The organism is Corynebacterium camporealensis, from assembly GCF_000980815.1.
Classification (GTDB): domain Bacteria; phylum Actinomycetota; class Actinomycetes; order Mycobacteriales; family Mycobacteriaceae; genus Corynebacterium; species Corynebacterium camporealense.
This window is the reverse complement of sequence record NZ_CP011311.1, coordinates 1,725,056-1,745,669: the sequence shown is the minus strand read 5'-3', so window position 1 is coordinate 1,745,669 and position 20,614 is coordinate 1,725,056. Positions and strand designations below refer to the sequence as shown.

Sequence of the window (20,614 nt, the reverse complement as noted above, 5' to 3'; positions counted from 1 at the left end):
TACTATGCCCCGATCCTACCTTGGGTCAAGCTTGCTTGTGGGCCATTGCCAACCCCGGCAGAATCCCCGCGGAGGTGCGAGTTTTCTGCTGCAATGATGCCGTCATTGACGCCCAGCATGCTATTCATCGACAGCGTTGATTCCTTCAAATTAGGGAAGATGCGGTCACGAGTTTCCTCGGCACGCAGGGCGCGTTGCTGCAGGGCAGGCAGGAAGTCCTTGCTTTGGTTGACGCTGTTCTCGTCAGCGCCGTCATCGAAGGAAGGTTCATCTTTGGCGGTAGTGGAGGACTTGGTCCCCGCTTCGGCGGTGGCTTCCTGGACGGCCTCAGCGTTAGCTTCTTGGAGGAGTTCGGCGATGCGGCCGGCATAAGCGAGACGGAAGCTGCGGCGATAGGAGCTGGTGCTGCGGGTAAAGCGGGCGACCTCGGCCCCTTCGCCGTGGCGCATGTACCAGTCGCACTGGCGGTTGAGGGAGGCAAACAGGTCGATGGTGTGCTCGACATCGTCAGGTGCGCCAATGACGGTGGCCAGGCCTTGGTCGTGCATGAGTAGGGAAGTGCATGCGTTGGCATCGGCGACGACGGACAGCAGCAGGGTTTGGTGTTTGATGTACGGCGCGCTGATATGCACGCGGCGGGCGATGACGTCTGGGGCATCGTCGTTGAGTACGTCGTCGATGCGGTAGCGCTGCTGGAGTAGCTGGGCTTTGGCAATGAGGCTGTCGGCTTCGTCGGAGAATTGGGTGGATTCAGCCTTGGCCAGCAGGTTGCGGATTTTCTTGTGGTACTTGCTCTTTTCCGGCGCAGAGTCATTCTGCACACCAGAGAGTAATTCCGTATCGCGCAGGACAGCCATGTTGCGCAGTGCTTTGCCGACTACGCGGGCATCGGCACGCGTCATGCTCGTATTGGTTGGCGGTGGGAAAGAGATCCAGGCTTTGCGCAGGAATGGTGAGGTAATGCGTGCTGGCACCCGGGGTGAGGCGCGGAATATAAAAGGAGCGGCTTTCGGGCCGACTACGTGCAGGATATCTTGTGGGGTCCACCCGATGCGGGCGCAATAAATAACGGTATCGATAACGGCGCTATAAAGAGCATGTGTGCTGGTCATGGCTGATCCTTTGGTGATGTTCTAACTTCTGTGGAACTAGCTAAACACTCCTGGCGGACATAGTTTTCGGCCATAACCCCCATGACATACCCCCGAGATACTCTGCCGAGCTGGGCAAATTGGGGTGGGTAGTTGGGCACACTGCAGTGTGCAACGTCGCTAAGCTTTAAGGCATGAACAGCCAACACGAATTCGTCCTGCGCACCGTCGAAGAGCGCGACATCCGCTTTATTCGCCTGTGGTTTACTGACATCCTCGGCGCACTGAAGTCCGTGGTGATGAGCCCCTCCGAACTGGAATCCGCCTTCGAAGAAGGTGTTGGTTTTGATGGCTCGTCCGTCGAAGGCTTCTCGCGTATCTCGGAGTCGGACACCATCGCCCTGCCAGACCCGTCGACCTTCCAAATCATGCCCTTTGACCAGGACGAGCCGGACCTGCAATCCGCGCGTATGTTCTGCGATATCGCACAGCCGGATGGTCAGCCGTCCTTGGTGGACCCGCGTCATATTCTGCGTCGTCAGGTGACTGAGGCTGCCAGCGAAGGCTTTACGTGTATGGCTGCGCCGGAAATTGAGTTCTACCTGCTCAAGCGCACTCAAGACATCACGGATCTGCAGCCGACTGACAATGGCGGCTACTTTGACCAGGCCACCCACGACACGGCGCCGCGTTTCCGTCGTATGGCGATGTTGTCGCTGGAATCGATGGGCATTGCCACCGAGTTCAGTCACCATGAAACCGCGCCGGGCCAGCAGGAGATTGACCTGCGCCACGCAGACGTGCTGACCATGGCAGACCACGTGATGACCTTCCGCTACATGGTCAAGCAGGTCGCTAGCCAGCAGGGCGTGCGCGCGACCTTTATGCCCAAGCCTTTCGAGGACCGCCCCGGTTCCGGCATGCACACCCACTTGAGCCTGTTTGAAGGCGAATCCAATGCCTTCCACGACCCGGATGATGAGTTCTCCCTGTCGCAGACGGCTAAGCACTTCATCGCGGGCATCATCGAGCACTCGCACGAGATGACCGCGATTACGAATCAGTGGATTAACTCCTACAAGCGTTTGATGTTTGGCAATGAGGCACCGGGCTCCGCTACCTGGGGTGTGTCCAACCGTTCTGCGCTGGTGCGCGTGCCGACCTACCGCCTGAACAAGGAAGAATCCCGCCGCGTCGAGATCCGCTCCGTCGATGCAGGCGTGAATCCTTACCTGAGCTACGCCGTGCTGTTGGCTGCCGGCCTGAAGGGTATTCGTGAGGAATACGAGCTCGCCGACCCGGCTGAGGATGACGTCTACCAGCTCACCCGCCGTGAGCGCCGCGCCATGGGCTACAAGGACCTGCCAGCCAGCCTGGACCAGGCACTGCGCGAGTTTGAGCAGTCGGAGTTTATGGCAGAAGTACTCGGCGAGCATGTCTTTGAGTACTTCCTGCGCTCCAAGTGGGAAGAATGGCACGACTACCAGCGCCAGATCACCACGGTGGAACTGCGCAACAACCTCGACTTTTAAAAGGGAGATTAGATGCGAAGCCCCGTACCTTCCCCGGCCGCGCTGGGCCTGGGGCGCTCGTCGGCAGGCAAAGATTTAGCTCAGCTGGGCTGGGATAACCCGGATTCTTTGCACCTGTTGTGGACCCTGGCGTCTACCGGTGACCCCGACTTAGCGCTGAACAATCTCATCCGCGTGTGCGAAGCGGCACCTGAGCTTAACGATGCCCTGCGCGACAACGAAGCCTTGCGCGTACGCACCCTGGCTTTGCTGGGTGGTTCTACTGCCTTTGGCGACCACCTGGCTGCCAACCCGGAGCTGTGGCATGAGCTGGATAAGCCCCTACCGACTGAAACGGAGATGCTGCAGACCCTGCTGGGCACCGTGGAGGCAGTCCCGGCGACCTACGAGGAACAGCCCGAACGCCCCGATACCGCGAAGGACGACCTGTCCACCCCGGGTACCTATCGCGCCGGGGAGGGCGACTATAAAGCCCAGTTGCGCGCGGATTATCGCACGCTGATGATGCGCGTTGCCGCCCATGATTTGGCCGGTACGTTCCACTCCCGCAAGGGCCAGACCGAGCCACAGCCGGAGATTCCTTTTACGACGGTTACCCGGCTGACCACCGCGCTTGCCGATGCCGCACTGACCGCCGCCCTGGCCATGGCCGTACGCCACGTCTACGGCGATAAGGACATGGACGTCCAGCTGGCCGTCATGGCGATGGGCAAGTGTGGTGCAGGCGAGCTGAACTATATCTCTGACGTCGACGTCATCTTCATCACCACTGATGCCAACGCTAAGGCCACCCGCTTGGCAGCAGAATTTAACAAGATTGGTTCGACCACCTTCTTCGAAGTCGATGCCAACCTACGCCCCGAAGGCAAGTCCGGCGCGTTGGTGCGCACCCTGGATTCGCACGTGGCCTACTACAAGCGCTGGGCGGAGACGTGGGAATTCCAGGCGTTGCTCAAAGCCCGTGCACAGACAGGTTACATCCCACTGGGTGAGGACTACCTGGCCCAGATTCGACCGATGGTGTGGACGGCCTCGCAGCGTGAATCCTTCGTCGAAGATGTCCAGGCCATGCGCCGTCGCGTGCTGGAAAATGTCCCAGATGAGCTGAAGTATCGCGAGCTCAAGCTGGGCGAGGGTGGTCTGCGCGACGTAGAGTTCGCAGTCCAGCTTTTGCAGTTGGTTCACGGTCGTTCCGATGAGTCGCTGCGAGTGCTCTCTACGGTCGAGGCGCTCTCCGCCTTGGTGGATGCCGGTTACGTCGGCCGCGAAGACGGCCACCAGCTTATTGAGGCCTATGAGTTCTTGCGCTTGCTGGAGCATCGCCTGCAGATTGAGCGCTTCCGCCGCACGCATACCCTGCCGAAACAAGACGACGAGCAGTCACAAAAGTGGCTGGCGATCATTTCTGGTTTCTACCCAACCAGCAATAAATCTGCTGCGCAGATGATGAATCAGCACCTGCGCAAGATTCGTCTGCAAATCTCGGAGCTGCACTCGCGCCTGTTCTACCGTCCGCTGCTGAACTCTGTGGTGGGCATGTCTGCCGACGCACTCAAGCTCACCCCGGAAGCTGCAAAGCTGCAGCTGGCCGCCCTGGGCTACGGCGCACCGGATCGCGCTTTCGAGCACCTCACCTCCCTGGCTGCCGGCAGCACCCGCAAGGCACGCATCCAGGCGATCTTGCTGCCGACCCTTATGGGTTGGCTGGCCGATACCGCCGACCCGGATATGGGCCTGCTCAACTACCGCAAGCTGTCGGAAGCAGCCCATGATCGCACGTGGTTCCTGCGCATGCTGCGCGATGAAGGCATCGTCGGCCAGCGCCTCATGCGCATCCTGGGTACCTCGCCCTTTGCTTCCGACCTCATCATCAAGGTGCCCGAGGTGGTCAAGCAGCTTTCCGATGGCGCCACCGGCCCGAAGCTGCTGGAAACCAAACCAGAACAGGTCTCTAAGGCCTTGGTCAATTCCACCAAGCGCCACCGCGATCCGGATAAGGCTGTGTCGGTGGCACGTGCTTTGCGACGCACCGAGCTCGCCCGCATCGCCGCCGCCGACCTATTGGGCTTTATGCCAGTGCGGCAGGTGTGTCACGAACTATCGACCATCTGGGATGCCGTACTCGAAGCCGCCCTGCGCGCGGAGGTGCGTGCCTGGTTGCTGGACAAGCGCGAAGAAGACCCCGAGGCCGAACCGCCAGCGCGCATCGCCGTGATTGGCATGGGCCGCCTGGGAGGCATGGAGCTGGGCTTCGGCTCTGACGCGGACGTCATGTTCGTTGCCGAACCTGCCGACCCCGAGGAAGAAAATGAGGCTCTGCGCTGGGCGATTGGTATCGTCGATAAGCTGCGTAGGCGCCTGTCCAAGCCGAGCGGTGACCCGCCACTCGAAGTCGACCTGGGCCTGCGCCCGGAGGGTCGTTCCGGTGCCGTCGTGCGCACCATTGCCTCCTATAAGCGCTACTACGAGCGCTGGGGTGAAGCCTGGGAGATGCAAGCACTCCTGCGCGCAGCCTTCGTGGCGGGCAGCAAGGAAGTCGGCGACAAGTTCATGGAGATGATCGACGAGTTCCGCTACCCGAAGGAAGGCGTCAGCGAGAAAACTATCCGCGAGATTCGCCGTATGAAGGCGCGCGTCGACAACGAGCGTCTGCCGCGTGGTGCGGATCGCAATACCCACACCAAGCTGGGCCGCGGCGCACTGACCGATATTGAGTGGACCGTACAGCTGCTAACGATGATGCACGCCCACGAATACGAGGATCTGCACAGTGCGTCCACGCTGGAAGTCCTCGACGCGCTGGAAGAACATGAGCTGCTGCGCAAAGACCAGGTCACGGACCTTCGCGATGCGTGGCTGATGGCTACCGATGCCCGCAACGCCCTGGTGTTAGTCCGCGGCAAGCGCGTGGACCAACTGCCCACACCAGGACCGCAGTTGGCGCAGGTTGCCGGTGCTGCAGGTTGGGCTCCGGAAGAAAACCAGGAGTTCTTAGATGCGTACCTCAAGGCCACGCGTCACGCGCGCAAGGTTGTCGATGAAGTGTTCTGGGGTGAAGCAGAATCCTTCGAGCATGATTAGGCTAGGGATATGTCTTTGAATCTTTCCCTGGATCTGAACACCGCTAGCATCGCCGACTTGGAGGCGCTGCTGGCGGCTGCGCGTGCTGCCGGTGTACCAGAGACCGCTGCGTTGCGCCTGGAAGGAGAGGTCTTACACGTCGATATCGATAGCCCGCGTAGGACCCAGAACGATCACCCCGCCCCGCGTTCGCCTAAGGGATTAGATAACACTGCCTCGTCGGTTCTCGATGCCATTGGTAAGTATCTAGAAAATTCGCGCAACAACAACGACGGCCGCGGGGATACCTTTGGCCACTTTGGGTAGGGATCTTTTGTGAAGCATCGCAACATAGTCGTGGTGTGGATTGTCGTTGCCATCGGTGTTGTAGGCGCACTCGTCGCCGGCTGGTGGTTAACCCAGCGCGAGGAATTGCCAGCACACGCCCGCACAGTGCAAGAAGCTGTCGATGGCGGCGTGCAACAAAACAACACCACCCCACTGGATCCGGCACGCGCTGAAAGGCTTGCGCGTCTGGCTGAAGCTCTGGGTATCCCGGAAGAATCCATGCCTAGTGGTTTCGTCTATTCTGAACAGCGCTCACTGCAAAGCCGCGAAGAGCTTAAGCAAATTCTGCAGCATGCGATCGATGCCGATCAGATTGAAGAAGACGATGCGGAAACCGTCCTCGAAGCTTTCGACTTAGGCCTTATCGCACCAGCTAGCGATGCCATCTTCGCCGAATCTAATCCTGCGAGCTAAACCAGCATGATTATCGACCAGTTCTCCATCGCAGATCCAGTGGAAGAGGACTGGGTCCGCGAACTACCTGCTGCGGACTACCTTATTGACCTGCCATACTTCGCACTGCGCGCACCAGTAACCATCCTGGTCGGCGATAACGGCATTGGTAAATCCACCATTTTGGAAGCACTCGCCGCTGCTTTTAACTTCCCGGCAGAAGGCGGCGCACTCGGATTTAGTGAGAGCCCTGTACATTCTTCGTTACCACTGAAAATCAAAGGCAACGAGACACCGCGGCGCGGCTTTTATCTCACCGCAGAAACCCACGCGGCACTTATCGCGCAATCCGATGCACCGGAAATCCGCGGCGGACGCAGCATTTTAGATACCACGCAAATGCTGGGACGTCGTTCCCACGGCCAATCGCTTTTCGACTTAGTCGAAGAGCATGTCCACGGCAGCGGCCTCTATATCTTCGATGAGCCTGAAGCCGGCCTGACTCCGATTAGCCAGCTTGCCCTATCCGCCCAGATTGCTCTGGCAGCCGGTCGCGGTGCGCAATTTATCATCGCCACGCATTCGCCCATCCTGGTTGGCTGCCCAGATGCAGACATCGTCGAGCTTAACGATGTAGGCTTCGAGCGCATCGACTTCGACCACGCCGAATCAGTCGCCGCCACCCGCGAGTTCTTAGAAGACCCCAAGGCACGATGTCCTTTATCCTGCGGAACTTGGGGTAACCCAAGTTCCGTGACTCCGGAGTCGTTTCGTAGAGCGAGGCATTGGCTCTACGAGACTGACACAATTTTCGCACTCGGGCCCTTGTTGCCGCGGCGCAGGAAGTGGGTAACCAGGACGCCGGTGATGCCGACGAGCCAGACGGCGAGCACGCCGAGGGCGGCGTAGCGGAAGTCGGCGAATTCGAAGTTGGGGGAATGGCCGGTTTGGGAGAGCATGATGCCCATGATTTGGGCTGCGACCATGGTGGATAAGAACCCGCCCATGTTGCCCAGGCCAGTGGCAGTGGCCACGACGCGGTGGTCGAGGTTGTCGCGGACGATGTCGAAGCCGTAGTTGGCAGCTGGTCCGCACATGGCCATGATAAGTCCCATAATCAGCATGGAGACGAAGTTGTCGGCTAGCCAGAAGAACACGAACCAGGCAGCGAGGTGGAAAAGGACGAAGCCGAGGGCGGCGAAGTCGCGGCCATCGCGGGCGCGGGCGGAGATGCGGCCGTGGAGGGGGCCGATGAAAATCAGTGCGATGGTGTTAATTGTCAGCAAGGTGCCGGCTTGGGCTTCAGACAGACCTAAGCCTTCGACCATGAGCGGCATGCCCCACAACAAGATGAAAACGTTGACGGGCATGAGACCGGAGAAGTGGACGAAGAATGCCTGCCAAGCGACAGGGGAGCGCAGCACCGTGGAGAGTTGCTCAGAGATTTTGTAGCGCTGGGAGTTGGGTTGTTCGCTAGCGAAACCTTCCGGGGCATCGGCAACCGCAACTGCCGAGGCGATAGCGATGAGAATGCCCACGGCACCGAGGGTGATGAAGGCGGGTGCCCAGCCGACGAAGTTGAGCATCGCTAAGAATGGCACAGCGGAAACGAACTGGCCCAGTTGTCCCAGCGAGGAAGTGACCTGGGTAAACATCGGGGTGCGATGCAGCGGGAACCAATAGGGCAGGATGCGCATCACCGAGAGGAATGCGGTGGCATCGCCGGCGCCAATCAGTACGCGGGCACCGATGGCGACCCAATAGGTCGTCGTCAAGCCAAGTATCAGCTGGCCAACCCCCATGATGATGGCGCCAATGACCAACAGGCGGCGCGGGCCGAAGCGATCGATAAGCAGGCCGGTGGGGATTTGCGCGGCAGCATAGACGCCGACCTGCACAGTGGTGAACACGGCGATGCTGGCGGCATCGACACCGAAGCGTTCCATGGCAGGTAGTCCGGCCACACCGAAAGAGGTGCGGCCAGTAATGGCGACGATGTAGACCGCCACGGCGGCAACCCACACGCCTAAGGCCTTGGTCGTGATGACCTCCCGGGGATTTGGCTGAGACATGGCTGATACTTTACGCGCTAACAGATAGAATGCAGGGCGTGAAGTTTCTTTCGACGCGCGATAACACCCAGACCCCGGCCGACTTCTGCGACATTTTGCTTGGCGGCCTCGCCCCGGACGGTGGACTCTACCTGCCTGAGTCCTACCCGCAGATTGATGACGCCACCCTAAATAACTGGCGTAACCTGCTGGCTGAGCAGGGGTACCCGGCCTTGGCGGCAGAAGTCCTCAAGCTGTTTGTGGATGATATTCCGGATGAGGATCTGGAGGGCATCGCTCAGCGTGCGTACACTACCCCGAAGTTTGCCAGCGAAGAAATCGTCCCGGTGACCAAGCTGGGGGAGAACCTCTTTATCGGTCACCTGTCCGAAGGCCCGACTGCGGCGTTTAAGGACATGGCCATGCAGATGCTCGGCGAGCTCTTCGAGTACGAGCTGGCGCGCCGGGATGAGACCCTGAATATTTTGGGTGCGACCTCGGGCGATACTGGTTCCTCGGCCGAGTACGCGATGCGCGGTCGCAAGGGCATCCGCGTGTTCATGCTGACCCCGGCCGGACGCATGACCCCGTTCCAGCAGGCGCAGATGTTTGGTCTGGATGACCCGAATATCTTCAACATTGCTCTCGATGGCGTCTTTGATGACTGCCAGGACGTGGTCAAGGCGGTTTCGGCTGATGCTGAATTTAAGGCGGAGCACCGCATCGGTGCGGTCAATTCCATCAACTGGGCGCGCTTGATGGCGCAGGTCGTGTACTACATCAGCTGCTACCTCAAGGTCACTAGCGAGAACACCGAGAAGGTGTCCTTCTCCGTGCCGACCGGCAACTTTGGTGACATTTGTGCTGGCCACATCGCCCGCCAGATGGGCCTGCCGATTGACCGTCTCATCGTTGCGACCAACGAAAACGACGTGCTGGATGAGTTCTTCCGCACCGGCAACTACCGCCCGCGTCCGTCCTCAGAAACCATGGCGACTTCTTCGCCGTCGATGGATATCTCCCGTGCGTCTAACTTTGAGCGCTTCATCTTTGACCTGACCGGTCGCGACGCCGAGCGCACTACCGATCTCTTTGGCACCCAGGTCAAGGAGGGTGGATTCACGGTGGAGCAAGAGCTGCTTAACGATGCCCAAGTGAAGTTCGGCTTTGCCTCTGCCAGCTCCACCCACGCCAACCGCCTGGAGACCATCAAGGATATCTACGAGGCGTACGACTACCTGCTGGATCCCCACACCGCCGATGGTGTGCGTGCTGCCCGCATTGCGCGCGACGAGCACGACATCGACACCCCGATCATCTGCCTGGAGACCGCACTGCCGGTGAAGTTCTCCGAGACTATCCAGGAAGCTATTGGCAAGGAGCCAGAGGTTCCGGAGCGTTTTGCAGATATCTTGGATGCGGAGCGCATCGTCAAGGACTTGCCTAACGATGTCGCCGCCGTCAAGGACTACATCACCTCTTCGATTAAGAACAGCGAGGTCTAAGGCATGGCTTTGGAAAATTTCGCCGGCCCGGAGCACTACACCGAGTTCGATCCGGAAAAGTTCATCCGCGATCTCAAGGCTCAGGCAGAAGCCGAGAAGAACGATGAAGACAACGCCGCTGGCAACGAAGACGGCTCTGGTGAGCAGTCTGAATAACCGCCGCTGGCGGATGCTGCAGTGTGGTGGCGCCATCTTGGGCGCTGCTGCACTGCTTGTCGGCTGTGGCAGCATCCCACAGCTTTCCGATGCAACCGACAACCTCGAAGACCGCATCGCCGAGGCGTGGAACAACGCCGAAGAAACCGATGCCGAACACGAGGCTTTAAGTAGCGAAGCCGCACCGGAACCAGACCCCATCGACATCAACGTCGCACCCCTGCCACCGGGGACCGCGCTGGATATCTCCGCCCACGAACCCACTCCGGGCTCGAGCTTCAATTTCCAGATCTGTACCGCTGCCTGGTCTTTTCAGCTTGAAGATGGCCGCACTATCGCCGTGACTGCTTCGCACTGCGCCCAAGAAGGCGAAACTGTGTGGGCTGGTAATCAGGACGGTCGCTTTGAATACCCTTCCGAGCCCATCGGCAAGGTCATCTACTCTGACCTCTACGCTGAAGATTCCCACGGTCTCGATGTTGCCTTCGTGGAGCTCTACCGCGATGAGGCCTACTACACTCCACGGTGGATGGAAACGACCGTGGATGCCAGCGGCGCCTTGCCTGACGATGTCTGCAAATTCGGCCGGGTCACCGGCGAAACCTGCGGTCCTTTAACCTCCGAAGCCGTGACCGCGCGCCTACACGCCGGCGACCAAGAAATCGATGCCTTCGGTGCCCGCGCGGAAGTCTGCGGCACCCGTGGCGATTCCGGCGGTGCCGTCTTTGCCGACATCAACGGCAAGGAAACCATCGTCGGGCTGGTCTCCGGCACCACCGAACTGCTCGGCGAAGGCGAAAGCTGCGCCCACCACCCCGACATGGAAATGTCCTTTACTGTAGCCAGCGACGTTCTTGCCATCGTCCCGGTGGTCTTAGGGTCTAACGTCGTGCGGACGTAGCCCGCGGGCCGCAAGGGTTTCCCGCGCGTCGCCCGCGCTAGAGTAGGGGACATGCCAACTCCGAAGTTCATCACCGACCTGCGCGAAAAGATCGGCCACGACGAGCTGTACCTTCCCGCCTGCAGCGCGATTATTATCCGCCCTGTGCCGGAAGGCGCTCCCATTTGGGAAGTACCGACTGTGCTGCTGGTACAGCGCGCTGACAACGACAAGTGGACGCCCATCGATGGCATCTGCGAACCTGGTGAAGAAATCAGCATGACCGCCGTGCGGGAGGTCAAAGAAGAAGTAGGCCTGGACGCTCGTGTCGAGGCACTCCTTGGCGTTGGCACGAATGGCCCCATCACCTACCCCAACGGGGATCAGTGTCGCTTCATGACCACCGTCATGCGTCTTAGCGTGCCTGACGATGCCGAACCGGTCATCTCCGATGATGAAAACGTCGCCGCCAAGTGGTTTAGCGTTGCGCATCTGCCCAGCTCTGTGCCTGCCCGCTCGCGCCTGATGATTGGCGATGCCGTGGCACAGATGAAACACCCACAAGGATTTAAACCACGCATGGGCTTTATGAAGCGCTCGGAAATGCCCGGACGCTAAGCACTACGCTCGCGGATAAAGATGCTCAGCTAATTGTTCAGCTGAGCGCACCGTAATCCATTCCTCATCCGGTTCGAACGCGCAGTTGAGGATGCGCTCATCCTGGGTAATCAGCAGCCCGCCCTGGCGGGCAAGCTTAAAGAACAGCGGGATATCGTCAGCCCCGAAACGCCAGGCAGTGCCGTAGAAATCCTCTCCGCCTAACCACGAGGTTTCCAGTACTAACTCATTGCGCTGCAAGTACACACCACTGCGCTCAAAAGGCCCGTGGGCAGAAAGAACCGCGCGGACTGCATCCATGTCCGCGCGTTCCCAGGCAATAAAGGTTGCCGGTTCCGGCATCTAGCTCTTCTTCACGACCGCGGGTTTAAGCGTCATGGCACCAAAGCCATCAATCTTGCAGTCAATGTTGTGGTCTTCCGGGCCAGTACCTGCGTCGTAGTTCAGGCGAATGCCACGCACCTTCGTGCCGGACTTCAGCGGCTTCTGTGTGCCTTTGACCTTGACGGTGGTGGTGACGGTGACTGAGTCGCCATCGGAAAGCACGTTGCCTACCGAATCCTTAATCACAGCCTCGGACTCAGCTTCAGCCGCATCGCTGGCTGCCTCCGGCGACCACTCGTGGGCGCATTCCGGGCACACCAACAGCGGTGGCATCTCGTAGGTAAATTCGCTCTCGCACTCAGGACAAGGTGGCAAAGTATCAGCGCTCATGCGCACAATTCTAGACTTAGTCGCTCAAGCTCACCTCGTAGACCTCACCGCGCAAAGACATATGGATAAACAATCCGCCAAGCCTGTGCCCAGCAGCACGCGCTGCTGCTTGGTAGGTAGCCATCTGGCCTAAATAGTTGTCGCGGATATGCTGTTCCGGTTCACTTCCGGGATAGGTCTTGTGGTCGACGATGAACCACGTGCCGTCGGCATCGACAACAATGGCATCCATCCAACCCTGGGCGTGCGCACCACCATCACCACGGAAGGCGAAAGGAACCTCCGTGCGCACCTCAGCATCGTCACCAAAGCGTTGGGTAACCCACTGATTCCACGCCTCGCCTGCAGCAAGCAGTTGCTCAGGCGTTAGCTGCTCTTCCACCCGCCACCGGCGAAGCAGGTCAGCAGCGAGGTCTTCGCGAGTCTGTGCATCCAGAGCCGTGGTGTTTACCCCTAAGTAGCCGTGCACGGCATCACCGACGGCGTCCCAACCAGCAGCGCCCTTTTCGACGAGGACCTTACCGATGGTGGCAACCTTCTTTACCGCCGCAGGAGTTTCGGGTGCCAGTGCTTGGGAAGGAACAAAGCGGGCGGCAGGGAACTCACGGTGCTGGGTGACTGCTTCCGAACCATCACCAAAAATCCACGCCAGTGGTTCTTCCGGTTCGCTCAATTCCTTTGGGCTTGTTTCTTCGGGTGGCTCGACTGGCCACCAGAACTGCGTGATGTCCAACTCGGCGCGCAGACACTTCTCACAGCCCGGACACGTGCGCGGCCCGCCAGTGGCACCATCGATGACTTGGTGCGGGTTGTGAATCAACATTGTGTTGTCTTGGGGTTCACCTAGCTGACCTTCGGGAATGCTGCTGACTGCAACAAGGCCGTCGTTGTCAGCAAGTTTGAGTGCGCGATTCGTCGCAATTGGAGCCAACGACTTTTGCACACTGTGGTGGCTGGCGATGATGGTCTCTTGCCGAGAACGCGTCAACGCCACGTAAAGAACTCGCTTCTTTTCTTCAGCATCGGCTTCAACTTGGGTCTGCTGAAGTGAGGTATCGAGAAGCTCCGGACCGGCTTTCGCCGTGAGAAGGGTGGCGGGCCAGTAGTAGAGGGTGCGTCCCGACAGCGGATTGAACACATCGAATTCTTCAGCCGGATTCACCCACAGACCAACGGGGGAGTGGGCCTTTTCCACGCTGCAGCGCGGGATGATGACGCTGTCCCACTCCAAGCCTTTGGCCTTCCAGATGGTCATGACCTTCACCGCATCGGAGCGGGCTGCAGCGCGTGCATGCGGTCCTTCCTCGAAGAAAGTGCCCTGCAGATAATGCAAAAACTCCGTGATGGAGAAAGCAGCCGCTTCACCGGAAACTGTGGACGCGTACTCCTCGGCAATCTCGCACAACGACTGCAGATTGGTCATGCGCTGTTTCGGCTGTGACCAATGACGGATACGACGGGGCAGGCCAAGGGCAGTAATCACGGTGCTGACGAGCTCTGCGAGACCCATGGCGCCGGTGGCGCCGCGGGCATCGAAAAGCGCGGCCAAGGACTCGTCGTTCCGCCAGGCCTGGAAGAGCTTATTGCGGCCTTTCTTGTCCGTGCTAGTAAGCTGCTCAAACCAATTGGTGTGCGCAGGATGATCATCCAGGATGGTCACGAGCTCCAGCAGCGCTTGGGTGTCGGTCGGGTCGAGCAACAACGACAAGCCCGCTGCGACTGCGGTTCCCTCACGAGTGTCAATGACTGGGCTTGCAGTACCTTCGCAGTCGATGCCGAAGTCGTTGAGGAATTCAATGATTTCCTGCGCTTGGGAATTGGTGCGGGTGAGCACCGCACGACCGCGCTCAAGCGGACCATCAACGCTAATCGCGGTGTGAAGGCCGTAAGCGATAGCCCGGTAAGTGTCCTCATTTTTGAACTTCATCCTGGTATTTCCTGGGGTTGCTCCAGGACTCCACCACTGAATGGAACCACCGGTGTGCTCTTCGCGTTTGGCCTCCGGAATCGACAACGTGGCTGCAACATCGTTGGGAAACAGTGGCACGAACAGGTGGTTGCTGAGCTCCAGTGGAACCTCGTGGGTACGCCAGGAATGCTTGAGAACATTAGCGTCATCATCCTGGTCGTGGATTAAGGCATCGACAGCTGCGGCCATCAGCTGTGGGTCAGCACCACGGAAGCCGTAGATGGATTGTTTTGGGTCACCTACCCAAATGACCTGCTCAACATACTTGGACAACTCCATGAAGAAAGCCAGCTGGATCGGGGAGGTGTCCTGAAACTCATCGACAATGAGCACCTTGAACTGCTCCTGCAGCTCCCGCTGGACGCGCGGGTTGGTGGAAATGAGCTCGAGAGCAAGGCGTTCCTGGTCAACGAAGTCAATCTGGCTCAGCGCCCGCTTGTAGTCCGCGTACTGCTGCATGCATTCTGCGGCGGCTTCAAAAGTGATTGCGATGAGCTGGTCAACGTCAGCGCGGAATTCGGCGTCCTCGTAAGCAATGACGCCGTCCATGATGCCGTCGATTGCCTTTTTGATAAATGCCGGCGGATTCTTGCCAAACATGGTGCGCTTGTCGCTGCAAAGGCTCATCCAGGTACGCCATGGCTCATCAGGACTATTCACCTGCAGACGCGGCAGCTTCGTATCGAGCTGTTCTTTTAAGTCGACGAGATTGCGGGCATTGTTGCCCGACGGCTTGTATTTCTCCGCCACGAGCTGGCTGGCTAGCTGCATTGATTGCCATGCGGATTCCCGGAGGTGGGAAGTGGCGGTGGGGCCTAGGGCATCGGCAAGTGCGTTCTGGGAATGGGCGGCTAACGCACTGACCTCGGCAGGGGAGAGGTTTTCCGCGCGGGCTTTGGTGACGATTGCTTTGACCTCATCACTCCACACGCGAGATTTTCCGAAGCTGGTTCTTCCCGGCAGGTCGTCATATTCCATCCGGGATAGAAGATTGGAGTACTGACGTTGGTAGCGAGAAATAATAGGCGCAGTGGCGGTATCGAAAGCGCGCTGCTCAGTTTCTTCCGACAGGATGGACAGCTCGGGGCTCATTCCTGCATCGACAGCGTAGCGGCGCAGCAAGTGGTCAGTAATGGAGTTGACCGTGCCAATCAGTGCGCTGGGTAGTGCGAGGATCTGCTGCTGCAAGCGGGTCTTATTCGCCTTGTCAGCTTTGGAGGCTTCGTTGAGAAGACGCTGCTGAATGCGTTGAGACAGCTCGCCGGCGGCCTTACGAGTAAAAGTCGTGGCGATAATCTGGGATGGCTCCAGCCCATCGTCGGGATCGCTGAGGCGTTCCGCGAGAATCTCCATCAGCCGATACGTCTTTCCCGAACCAGCCGAGGCGCGGATGATGGTGAAACGAGACGTGTCGTAGGTGTCCTGTGGGTTGGTCATAGTCGTACTCACTCGAAGTCTCCTGCCAGGCCGGTAAGGAAGTCGAAATCGGTATAGGTGTTCGGCGATTGGGTGGTAAAGCCCCTAGTTTCGTAGAGCATGGCGGTTTCAGTCCATGGGTTGGTGACCGGGTCGATGAGGCCTGCATCTATGCAGTTGCGGTAGTTATCGACGTCAAAGACTTCACCCACACTGAGCCGTTCCAAGAAAAGCCGGATGTGGTTAGAAACGTCCATCCACAGGCTTTCCAGTGCCAACGGGTCATTGGTATTCACTGGCGCGCCAACAGGTGGGTAAAAGCTTTGTTGAGCTAGGTCGTAGTAGCTGACCGCAAAACGGTCGAGACCAGTCTGATTCTCAGCGAAAGAGCGTGCGTACACGGCAAGCTGTACGGCTTCACCGCGCGCGATGAGTTGCCAGAACTTGTGCTTGCTTGCGGTGTACTTCAAATCCACGACGCCAGGATTGCCAGCAGAGGTGATATCGACGTCGCGGTAACCAGAAAGAGAAATGGGTTGCCGGGTGTCATCGTCAAGCTCAGGCAGCGGTACGTCGAAGTATTCTTCCCGGCCGGTGACCTTGACATTGTGAGTGCGTAGCTGGCGGTCAAATTCCACGAGTGCACGCACAGTCGTTGCGCGATGGCGCTCATACAGAGCCTGCTTTTCGGCCTGGCTTAAGTCGGTGTAGAACTCCGGCACCAGCTCATTGAAGGTGGCTTCGATGGAGTCGCGAGTAATTGCGCCGTCGCCAAGGTTTTCGTGAACCGCGTGCATGAGCGTGCCCAGCATGGCACTGGTATTCGGCATCGCACGAACCGCGCTAGGACGGATACCCAGGGCGTAGGCAAAGAGCCACTCCATGGGGTGGTGGAGAATCTTGTCGATCTGCGAGAACGACAGCTTGGTCGGCAACAGTGAAGGATTGAACTCGAAAGTGCGCTCAATAGGGTTGCCCCGGGGTAAAGAGCGTTGCTCGACGGGCAACAACGACGGAGTCCACTGGCGTGAGTGGACTAGCTCGTCGGAGGTCGTGCTCATCTCGTCGAAGGCATCCTCGACGCTGAGTTCGGCAAGTGCTGGCGTGGACGCGCGGACCTCGTCACTCAGCAGATTCAGCAGCGGGTGCGGGCGAGTGGCTTCACCTGCGTAGTACTCCGGGATAATCGCGATGATGTTGCTGAACTGGTTGAGCTTGGATAACTGACTAGCCGTCGACAGCGTGGCCAAATCCCGTGCAGTAGGCACCTCGACTCCAGCTGCGTGCAGTGCCTGGACTTCCAGCTCAGTTAGGGGATAAGAAGAGCGCCCGCCATCAGCGATGGGGACCCACCACAACAACACAGCATTAATATCCTGCGTAAACGGCAATTGAGAAGCAGTAGTGGAGACGGTCCACTTTTCACTCGCCTCCGCAGGAGCAAATGTGTCATGCGTGGTGATGGACTCAAGCAGGGACGTGAACTCGGTTCGGCGAATAGGGCCGGTGAGTTCGAGCAGTTCGAGAAGCTGGCGGATATCTTCGCGTGCTTGCGGGACCAGCGCGCCTTGCGCCGATAACGACTTCAGGTGTTCGTCTAGCCAGAGCAAAGGGCCAGCGATATCGCTGGCTTCAATGGTTTCGGAGGAAGAATCAAGCTCTTCAAGACGAAGGACCCGGTCTAGCTCTAGGGCGAAGGTATAGGAGCTGGGGTCGTCGTCAGTGTGCAGCGACTCGATAGCTTCTTTCCACATCTGAGATGGACGAGAGACAGTGCCGATTCCGGGGCTGCGATTGAGCGCGGAGAGAAGAGGTTTGCTGACTCGCGCCGGGATGAGTGGAACGGAGCCCAGCTCGCCGGGGAGAGTCATCGTGAGCACACTCAGCAAGCTATTAAGCGTGTGCGGGGCAGAGATTGCCTCGAGGAAGACAGGAAGTAGCGGGTGCTGCGTTTGGGCACCCACGCCAAGACGCGGCATGCCGCGCTTAGATAGTTCGTCATCGAGGACGGAAGTGGGTGCATCAGCAAGAATGTGGGTGGGTTCGAAACCACCCGCACCACTAAGGAAACGCGCTGCAGTAAGGACTGATTCGTAGATGTTCTGACTACTAATCAGATTGACGCTGCGGACTTCCGGCAGCGAAGGATTGCTCTCGAGCGTGACACCGAAGTGGTCTTGCAACATCTGAAAGAGCTCCCGCCACACCCCGGGAAGTTCATCAAGGGATAATGCGTGCAAGTTAATAGCGGAGATCCCCAACTCCCACTGCGCGCCGCGTCCGATTAGCACGCGTAGCCGGGAGCGAACATCGGCTAAAGAATCGGTCCAGCCCGGTTGCCAGCTAGGGACATCGGAAAGCTGTTGCTCCACCGCAGCCAAAGCATGCAGACGCTGGAAAGCCTGCTGCTGAATATCGACGGCAACACCTGTTAGCTCCAATGACGCATTAGCCTGCGGCGTCCACCCGTACTCAATGAGGAAGTCCCGCCAGCGCAGCATCGTGGACGCTATCGCCCAAGAATTCAACTCAAAAGAATCTGCAAACCAGTCACCCTGCCCGGCCTCGATGGCGCGCCGGGCTGCCGCACGATAAGACGCAATGCGCAGCGCCGGCGTGGGCGACGGACCAGCAACACCCAAACGGGTTGCCAGCAACTGGGTTAACTCCCGCGGTCCGCACACCAACCGACCGAAAGAATCCCCCGAACTATCCCAGGCAGTTCCGTCGAACTCCCAGCCAAAATCAATTCTCATCGGCCCTCCCAAACCGTTTCTGTATGAGTACGGCCAAGCTTAGTGGGAGGCCCGGACATCGCATCCCGAACAGCGTTCGAACTGCATTAGCCAGGGATTTTATGCTGATTAAGTAAGGCGGGGGAATTCTTCTAAGGAGAAGACGGATTCGACTGGGACGTCGAAGTAGCGGGCGATGCGCAGTGCGAGGTGCAGGGAAGGCGAGGACTCGCCGCGCTCGAGGTAACCCACGGTTTGGTAGTGGATTCCGAGCGCTTCAGCGAACTGCCGGCGACTGACCTTGCGGTCGGTGCGCAGCAACGCGATGCGGTTGTGAACGATATCCTCTGACATTTAAACGCCTGCCTGTGAACGAGTCTTTTCCTGAAGGGAAGCCAGTGAACCCATGGATTCTTGGCGGAAGCTTCGCCGAATAATCAGCGGCAGGAGGGCGAAGCCGACAACGAGCCAGATAGTTAGGATACCAAAGGCCAACAGGGGAGTGAACTGTCCGCTGAGCTCGAAGGATGTGTCATCGACAAGCGCCCAGCGAGTCAGATGGCCGGACCAGTAGCCAGGGAGAACCTGATGAATCAACTGCGCCCACCGTGGCAATACATCCAACGGGAAGAACAGTCCGGAGGTGGCCATATAAAGAATAATGACGAAATATGCCAATAGCTGTGTATACGTACCGCGCAGGAAAGCGCCGATGATGAAGCCGAGCGGTGTGGAAGCCACACAGGCAAAGAATGCAATCAGTGCTGCCAGGAGGACGGACCCGAGTGAGAAAGGGGAGTTGGGGATAAAAATCGCACTGAGTATAAGGAGCATCAGCTGCGGGGTAAACGTGATAATCAGAGTCGAGATAGTCTTGCCAAGCGTCCAGACCTTCGGCCCGTTCGGGAGGGTGCGTACTCGCAGCAGCGCGCCGCCGATGCGGTCGACGTAATACTCGGAGGCAATTTGCATGACGATGAATGAACAGTAACCGCCGACAAGGCCTGCAAGAACGATCTGGCCCGCAGGGACCTGAGCGAAATCATTGAGGGTGTTATTGCGGAAAACGAAGATGAAGAAAATTACCGGGGCAATGACCAATAAGACGCTGACACCTAAAAAGATTGGGCGCAGGTCACCGCGGGCTTGGGTTAGCGCTGCGTGGAGGGTTTTCATGCTGCTTCCTCTTCCTTCTGAGCGAACTTCTGAACGATTTGGAGGTAGGCGTCTTCCAAGGAAGAGCGCGTCACCGTGAGGTTGCTAATGCTGTTGAGGTCCAACGCCTGCAGGAATGCCTCGGGGCTTTCGGTGCTGTGGACGAAAGCCTGACCGTCTTGAGTCCAGGAGACCTCCGCACCGTGGTCGTATTCGCTGCGCAGCTGGCGCGGGGTGCCATTGGCGACGATGCGACCGTTGTCCATAATCACCACGCGGTCGGCAATCTTTTCTGCTTCTGCCAGGTCATGCGTGGTCATCAGAACCGTGGTCTGCTTGTCTTGCAGCATGCTGATGCGGTCATGGATGCGTGCTTTGGAACGAGGGTCCAGGCCAGTGGTCGGCTCGTCGAGAACCAACAGCTGCGGGTTGGGGAGTAGTGCTGCTGCAAAATCGATGCTGCGACGCTGACCACCGGAAAGGCGTGACATCTTGCTCTTTGCCTTTTCTGGCAGGCCAACTAAGTCGAGTGCTTCATCGACGCTCAAGACATCATCGGTCTGTGTTGCATAGGTTGCGCGAATCCATTCCAGCTGGTCGCGAACAGTCCATTTCTTGTGGTCGGCCCAATTCTGCTGAACCAAGCTCACCTTGGCCCAGAAGTCATTACTGGCACTCATCGGATCTTCGCCGAGAACCCGGATGGAGCCCTCGTTGGGTTTAAGTGAGCCGAAGAGGTTTTCAATTAGTGTCGTCTTGCCCACACCGTTAGGTCCTAGAAGGCAGACGATTTCGCCTTGGTCGATGTTGAGGTCAACGCCTTTGAGCACAGAATTCTTGCCGTAGGCGAAGTGGAGTTGCTCCACTGCTACTACAGGTTTCATATACAGTTCCTTTCTCGTGCACTACCGAATGTAGTACATATACTACAATCGATCAACGGTTAACGACAGTTTGTAGCCTTGGAAAGTGAGAGCAACTACATAAAAAT

At 58.5% G+C, this 20,614-nt stretch carries 18 protein-coding genes; 9 read left to right on the top strand and 9 right to left on the bottom strand.

Translation table 11 applies throughout. The annotated features are described in order from the left end of the window. Positions 1–2: 2 nt before the first annotated feature. Positions 3–1,112, bottom strand: a complete 1,110-nt coding sequence (locus UL81_RS08115; RefSeq protein WP_035105349.1) for a DUF2786 domain-containing protein — start codon at positions 1,110–1,112, stop codon at positions 3–5. A 173-nt stretch (positions 1,113–1,285) separates the two neighbouring features. On the opposite strand from UL81_RS08115, the gene UL81_RS08110 reads away from it, so the two are divergent. From UL81_RS08110 to UL81_RS11670, 5 genes are read left to right on the top strand one after another with little or no spacing between them, the layout of a single operon-like run. Further along, a complete protein-coding gene (locus UL81_RS08110; RefSeq protein ID WP_035105347.1) occupies positions 1,286–2,623 on the top strand; it encodes a glutamine synthetase family protein in 1,338 nt (445 codons plus the stop codon). Positions 2,624–2,635: 12 nt separating this feature from the next. Continuing rightward, complete coding sequence (locus tag UL81_RS08105) at positions 2,636–5,704, top strand: bifunctional [glutamine synthetase] adenylyltransferase/[glutamine synthetase]-adenylyl-L-tyrosine phosphorylase (RefSeq protein ID WP_046453472.1); 3,069 nt, start codon at positions 2,636–2,638, stop codon at positions 5,702–5,704. A 9-nt stretch (positions 5,705–5,713) separates the two neighbouring features. Next, on the top strand, positions 5,714–6,010 hold the full coding sequence (locus tag UL81_RS08100; RefSeq protein ID WP_035105345.1) for a hypothetical protein: 297 nt from the start codon (positions 5,714–5,716) through the stop codon (positions 6,008–6,010). A 9-nt stretch (positions 6,011–6,019) separates the two neighbouring features. Then, positions 6,020–6,445, top strand: a complete 426-nt coding sequence (locus UL81_RS08095) for a hypothetical protein (protein WP_035105343.1) — start codon at positions 6,020–6,022, stop codon at positions 6,443–6,445. 6 nt (positions 6,446–6,451) lie between these two features. Beyond that, positions 6,452–7,333 carry an AAA family ATPase gene (locus UL81_RS11670; protein ID WP_144407175.1) on the top strand — a complete coding sequence of 294 codons (882 nt, stop codon included), beginning with the start codon at positions 6,452–6,454 and terminating at the stop codon, positions 7,331–7,333. On the opposite strand, the gene UL81_RS08090 is transcribed toward UL81_RS11670, so the two are convergent. Next, entirely contained in the window at positions 7,216–8,496 is a 1,281-nt protein-coding gene (locus tag UL81_RS08090; RefSeq protein ID WP_035105341.1) for an MFS transporter, read from the bottom strand. The two genes, UL81_RS11670 and UL81_RS08090, sit on opposite strands and share 118 nt — an antisense overlap. Before the next feature lie 38 nt (positions 8,497–8,534). Here UL81_RS08090 and thrC point away from each other — a divergent pair, with 38 nt between their 5' ends. Genes thrC through UL81_RS08075 form a run of 4 tightly spaced genes read left to right on the top strand, consistent with a single transcriptional unit; the run spans position 8,535 to position 11,634 of the window. Further along, on the top strand, positions 8,535–9,980 hold the full coding sequence (thrC, locus tag UL81_RS08085; RefSeq protein ID WP_035105494.1) for a threonine synthase: 1,446 nt from the start codon (positions 8,535–8,537) through the stop codon (positions 9,978–9,980). A 3-nt stretch (positions 9,981–9,983) separates the two neighbouring features. Next, complete coding sequence (locus tag UL81_RS11965) at positions 9,984–10,136, top strand: hypothetical protein (protein ID WP_169746059.1); 153 nt, start codon at positions 9,984–9,986, stop codon at positions 10,134–10,136. Further along, complete coding sequence (locus tag UL81_RS08080) at positions 10,120–11,037, top strand: S1 family peptidase (protein ID WP_236684457.1); 918 nt, start codon at positions 10,120–10,122, stop codon at positions 11,035–11,037. Before UL81_RS11965 ends, UL81_RS08080 begins: the two co-directional genes overlap by 17 nt. A gap of 51 nt (positions 11,038–11,088) precedes the next feature. Next, positions 11,089–11,634, top strand: coding sequence for an NUDIX hydrolase (locus tag UL81_RS08075; RefSeq protein ID WP_035105339.1), 546 nt, complete (start codon positions 11,089–11,091; stop codon positions 11,632–11,634). A 3-nt stretch (positions 11,635–11,637) separates the two neighbouring features. Here UL81_RS08075 and UL81_RS08070 read toward each other — a convergent pair whose 3' ends face one another. From UL81_RS08070 to UL81_RS08040, 7 genes are all read right to left on the bottom strand, one after another. Then, the gene (locus UL81_RS08070) at positions 11,638–11,976 is read right to left on the bottom strand and encodes a hypothetical protein (RefSeq protein WP_052097719.1); all 339 of its coding nucleotides are present in this window, start codon (positions 11,974–11,976) and stop codon (positions 11,638–11,640) included. Beyond that, positions 11,977–12,348, bottom strand: coding sequence for a zinc ribbon domain-containing protein YjdM (locus tag UL81_RS08065; RefSeq protein ID WP_035105337.1), 372 nt, complete (start codon positions 12,346–12,348; stop codon positions 11,977–11,979). It abuts the gene before it with no gap. A gap of 16 nt (positions 12,349–12,364) precedes the next feature. Next, positions 12,365–15,766, bottom strand: a complete 3,402-nt coding sequence (locus UL81_RS08060) for a UvrD-helicase domain-containing protein (RefSeq protein ID WP_144407174.1) — start codon at positions 15,764–15,766, stop codon at positions 12,365–12,367. After that, on the bottom strand, positions 15,763–18,489 hold the full coding sequence (locus UL81_RS08055; RefSeq protein ID WP_082099202.1) for a PD-(D/E)XK nuclease family protein: 2,727 nt from the start codon (positions 18,487–18,489) through the stop codon (positions 15,763–15,765). The genes UL81_RS08060 and UL81_RS08055 overlap by 4 nt, the downstream gene beginning before the upstream one ends. A gap of 108 nt (positions 18,490–18,597) precedes the next feature. Continuing rightward, positions 18,598–18,822, bottom strand: a complete 225-nt coding sequence (locus UL81_RS08050) for a helix-turn-helix transcriptional regulator (protein ID WP_035105328.1) — start codon at positions 18,820–18,822, stop codon at positions 18,598–18,600. Further along, positions 18,823–19,644, bottom strand: coding sequence for an ABC transporter permease (locus tag UL81_RS08045; protein ID WP_046453469.1), 822 nt, complete (start codon positions 19,642–19,644; stop codon positions 18,823–18,825). Further along, the gene (locus UL81_RS08040) at positions 19,641–20,507 is read right to left on the bottom strand and encodes an ABC transporter ATP-binding protein (RefSeq protein WP_035105326.1); all 867 of its coding nucleotides are present in this window, start codon (positions 20,505–20,507) and stop codon (positions 19,641–19,643) included. Before UL81_RS08040 ends, UL81_RS08045 begins: the two co-directional genes overlap by 4 nt. Positions 20,508–20,614 lie beyond the last annotated feature (107 nt).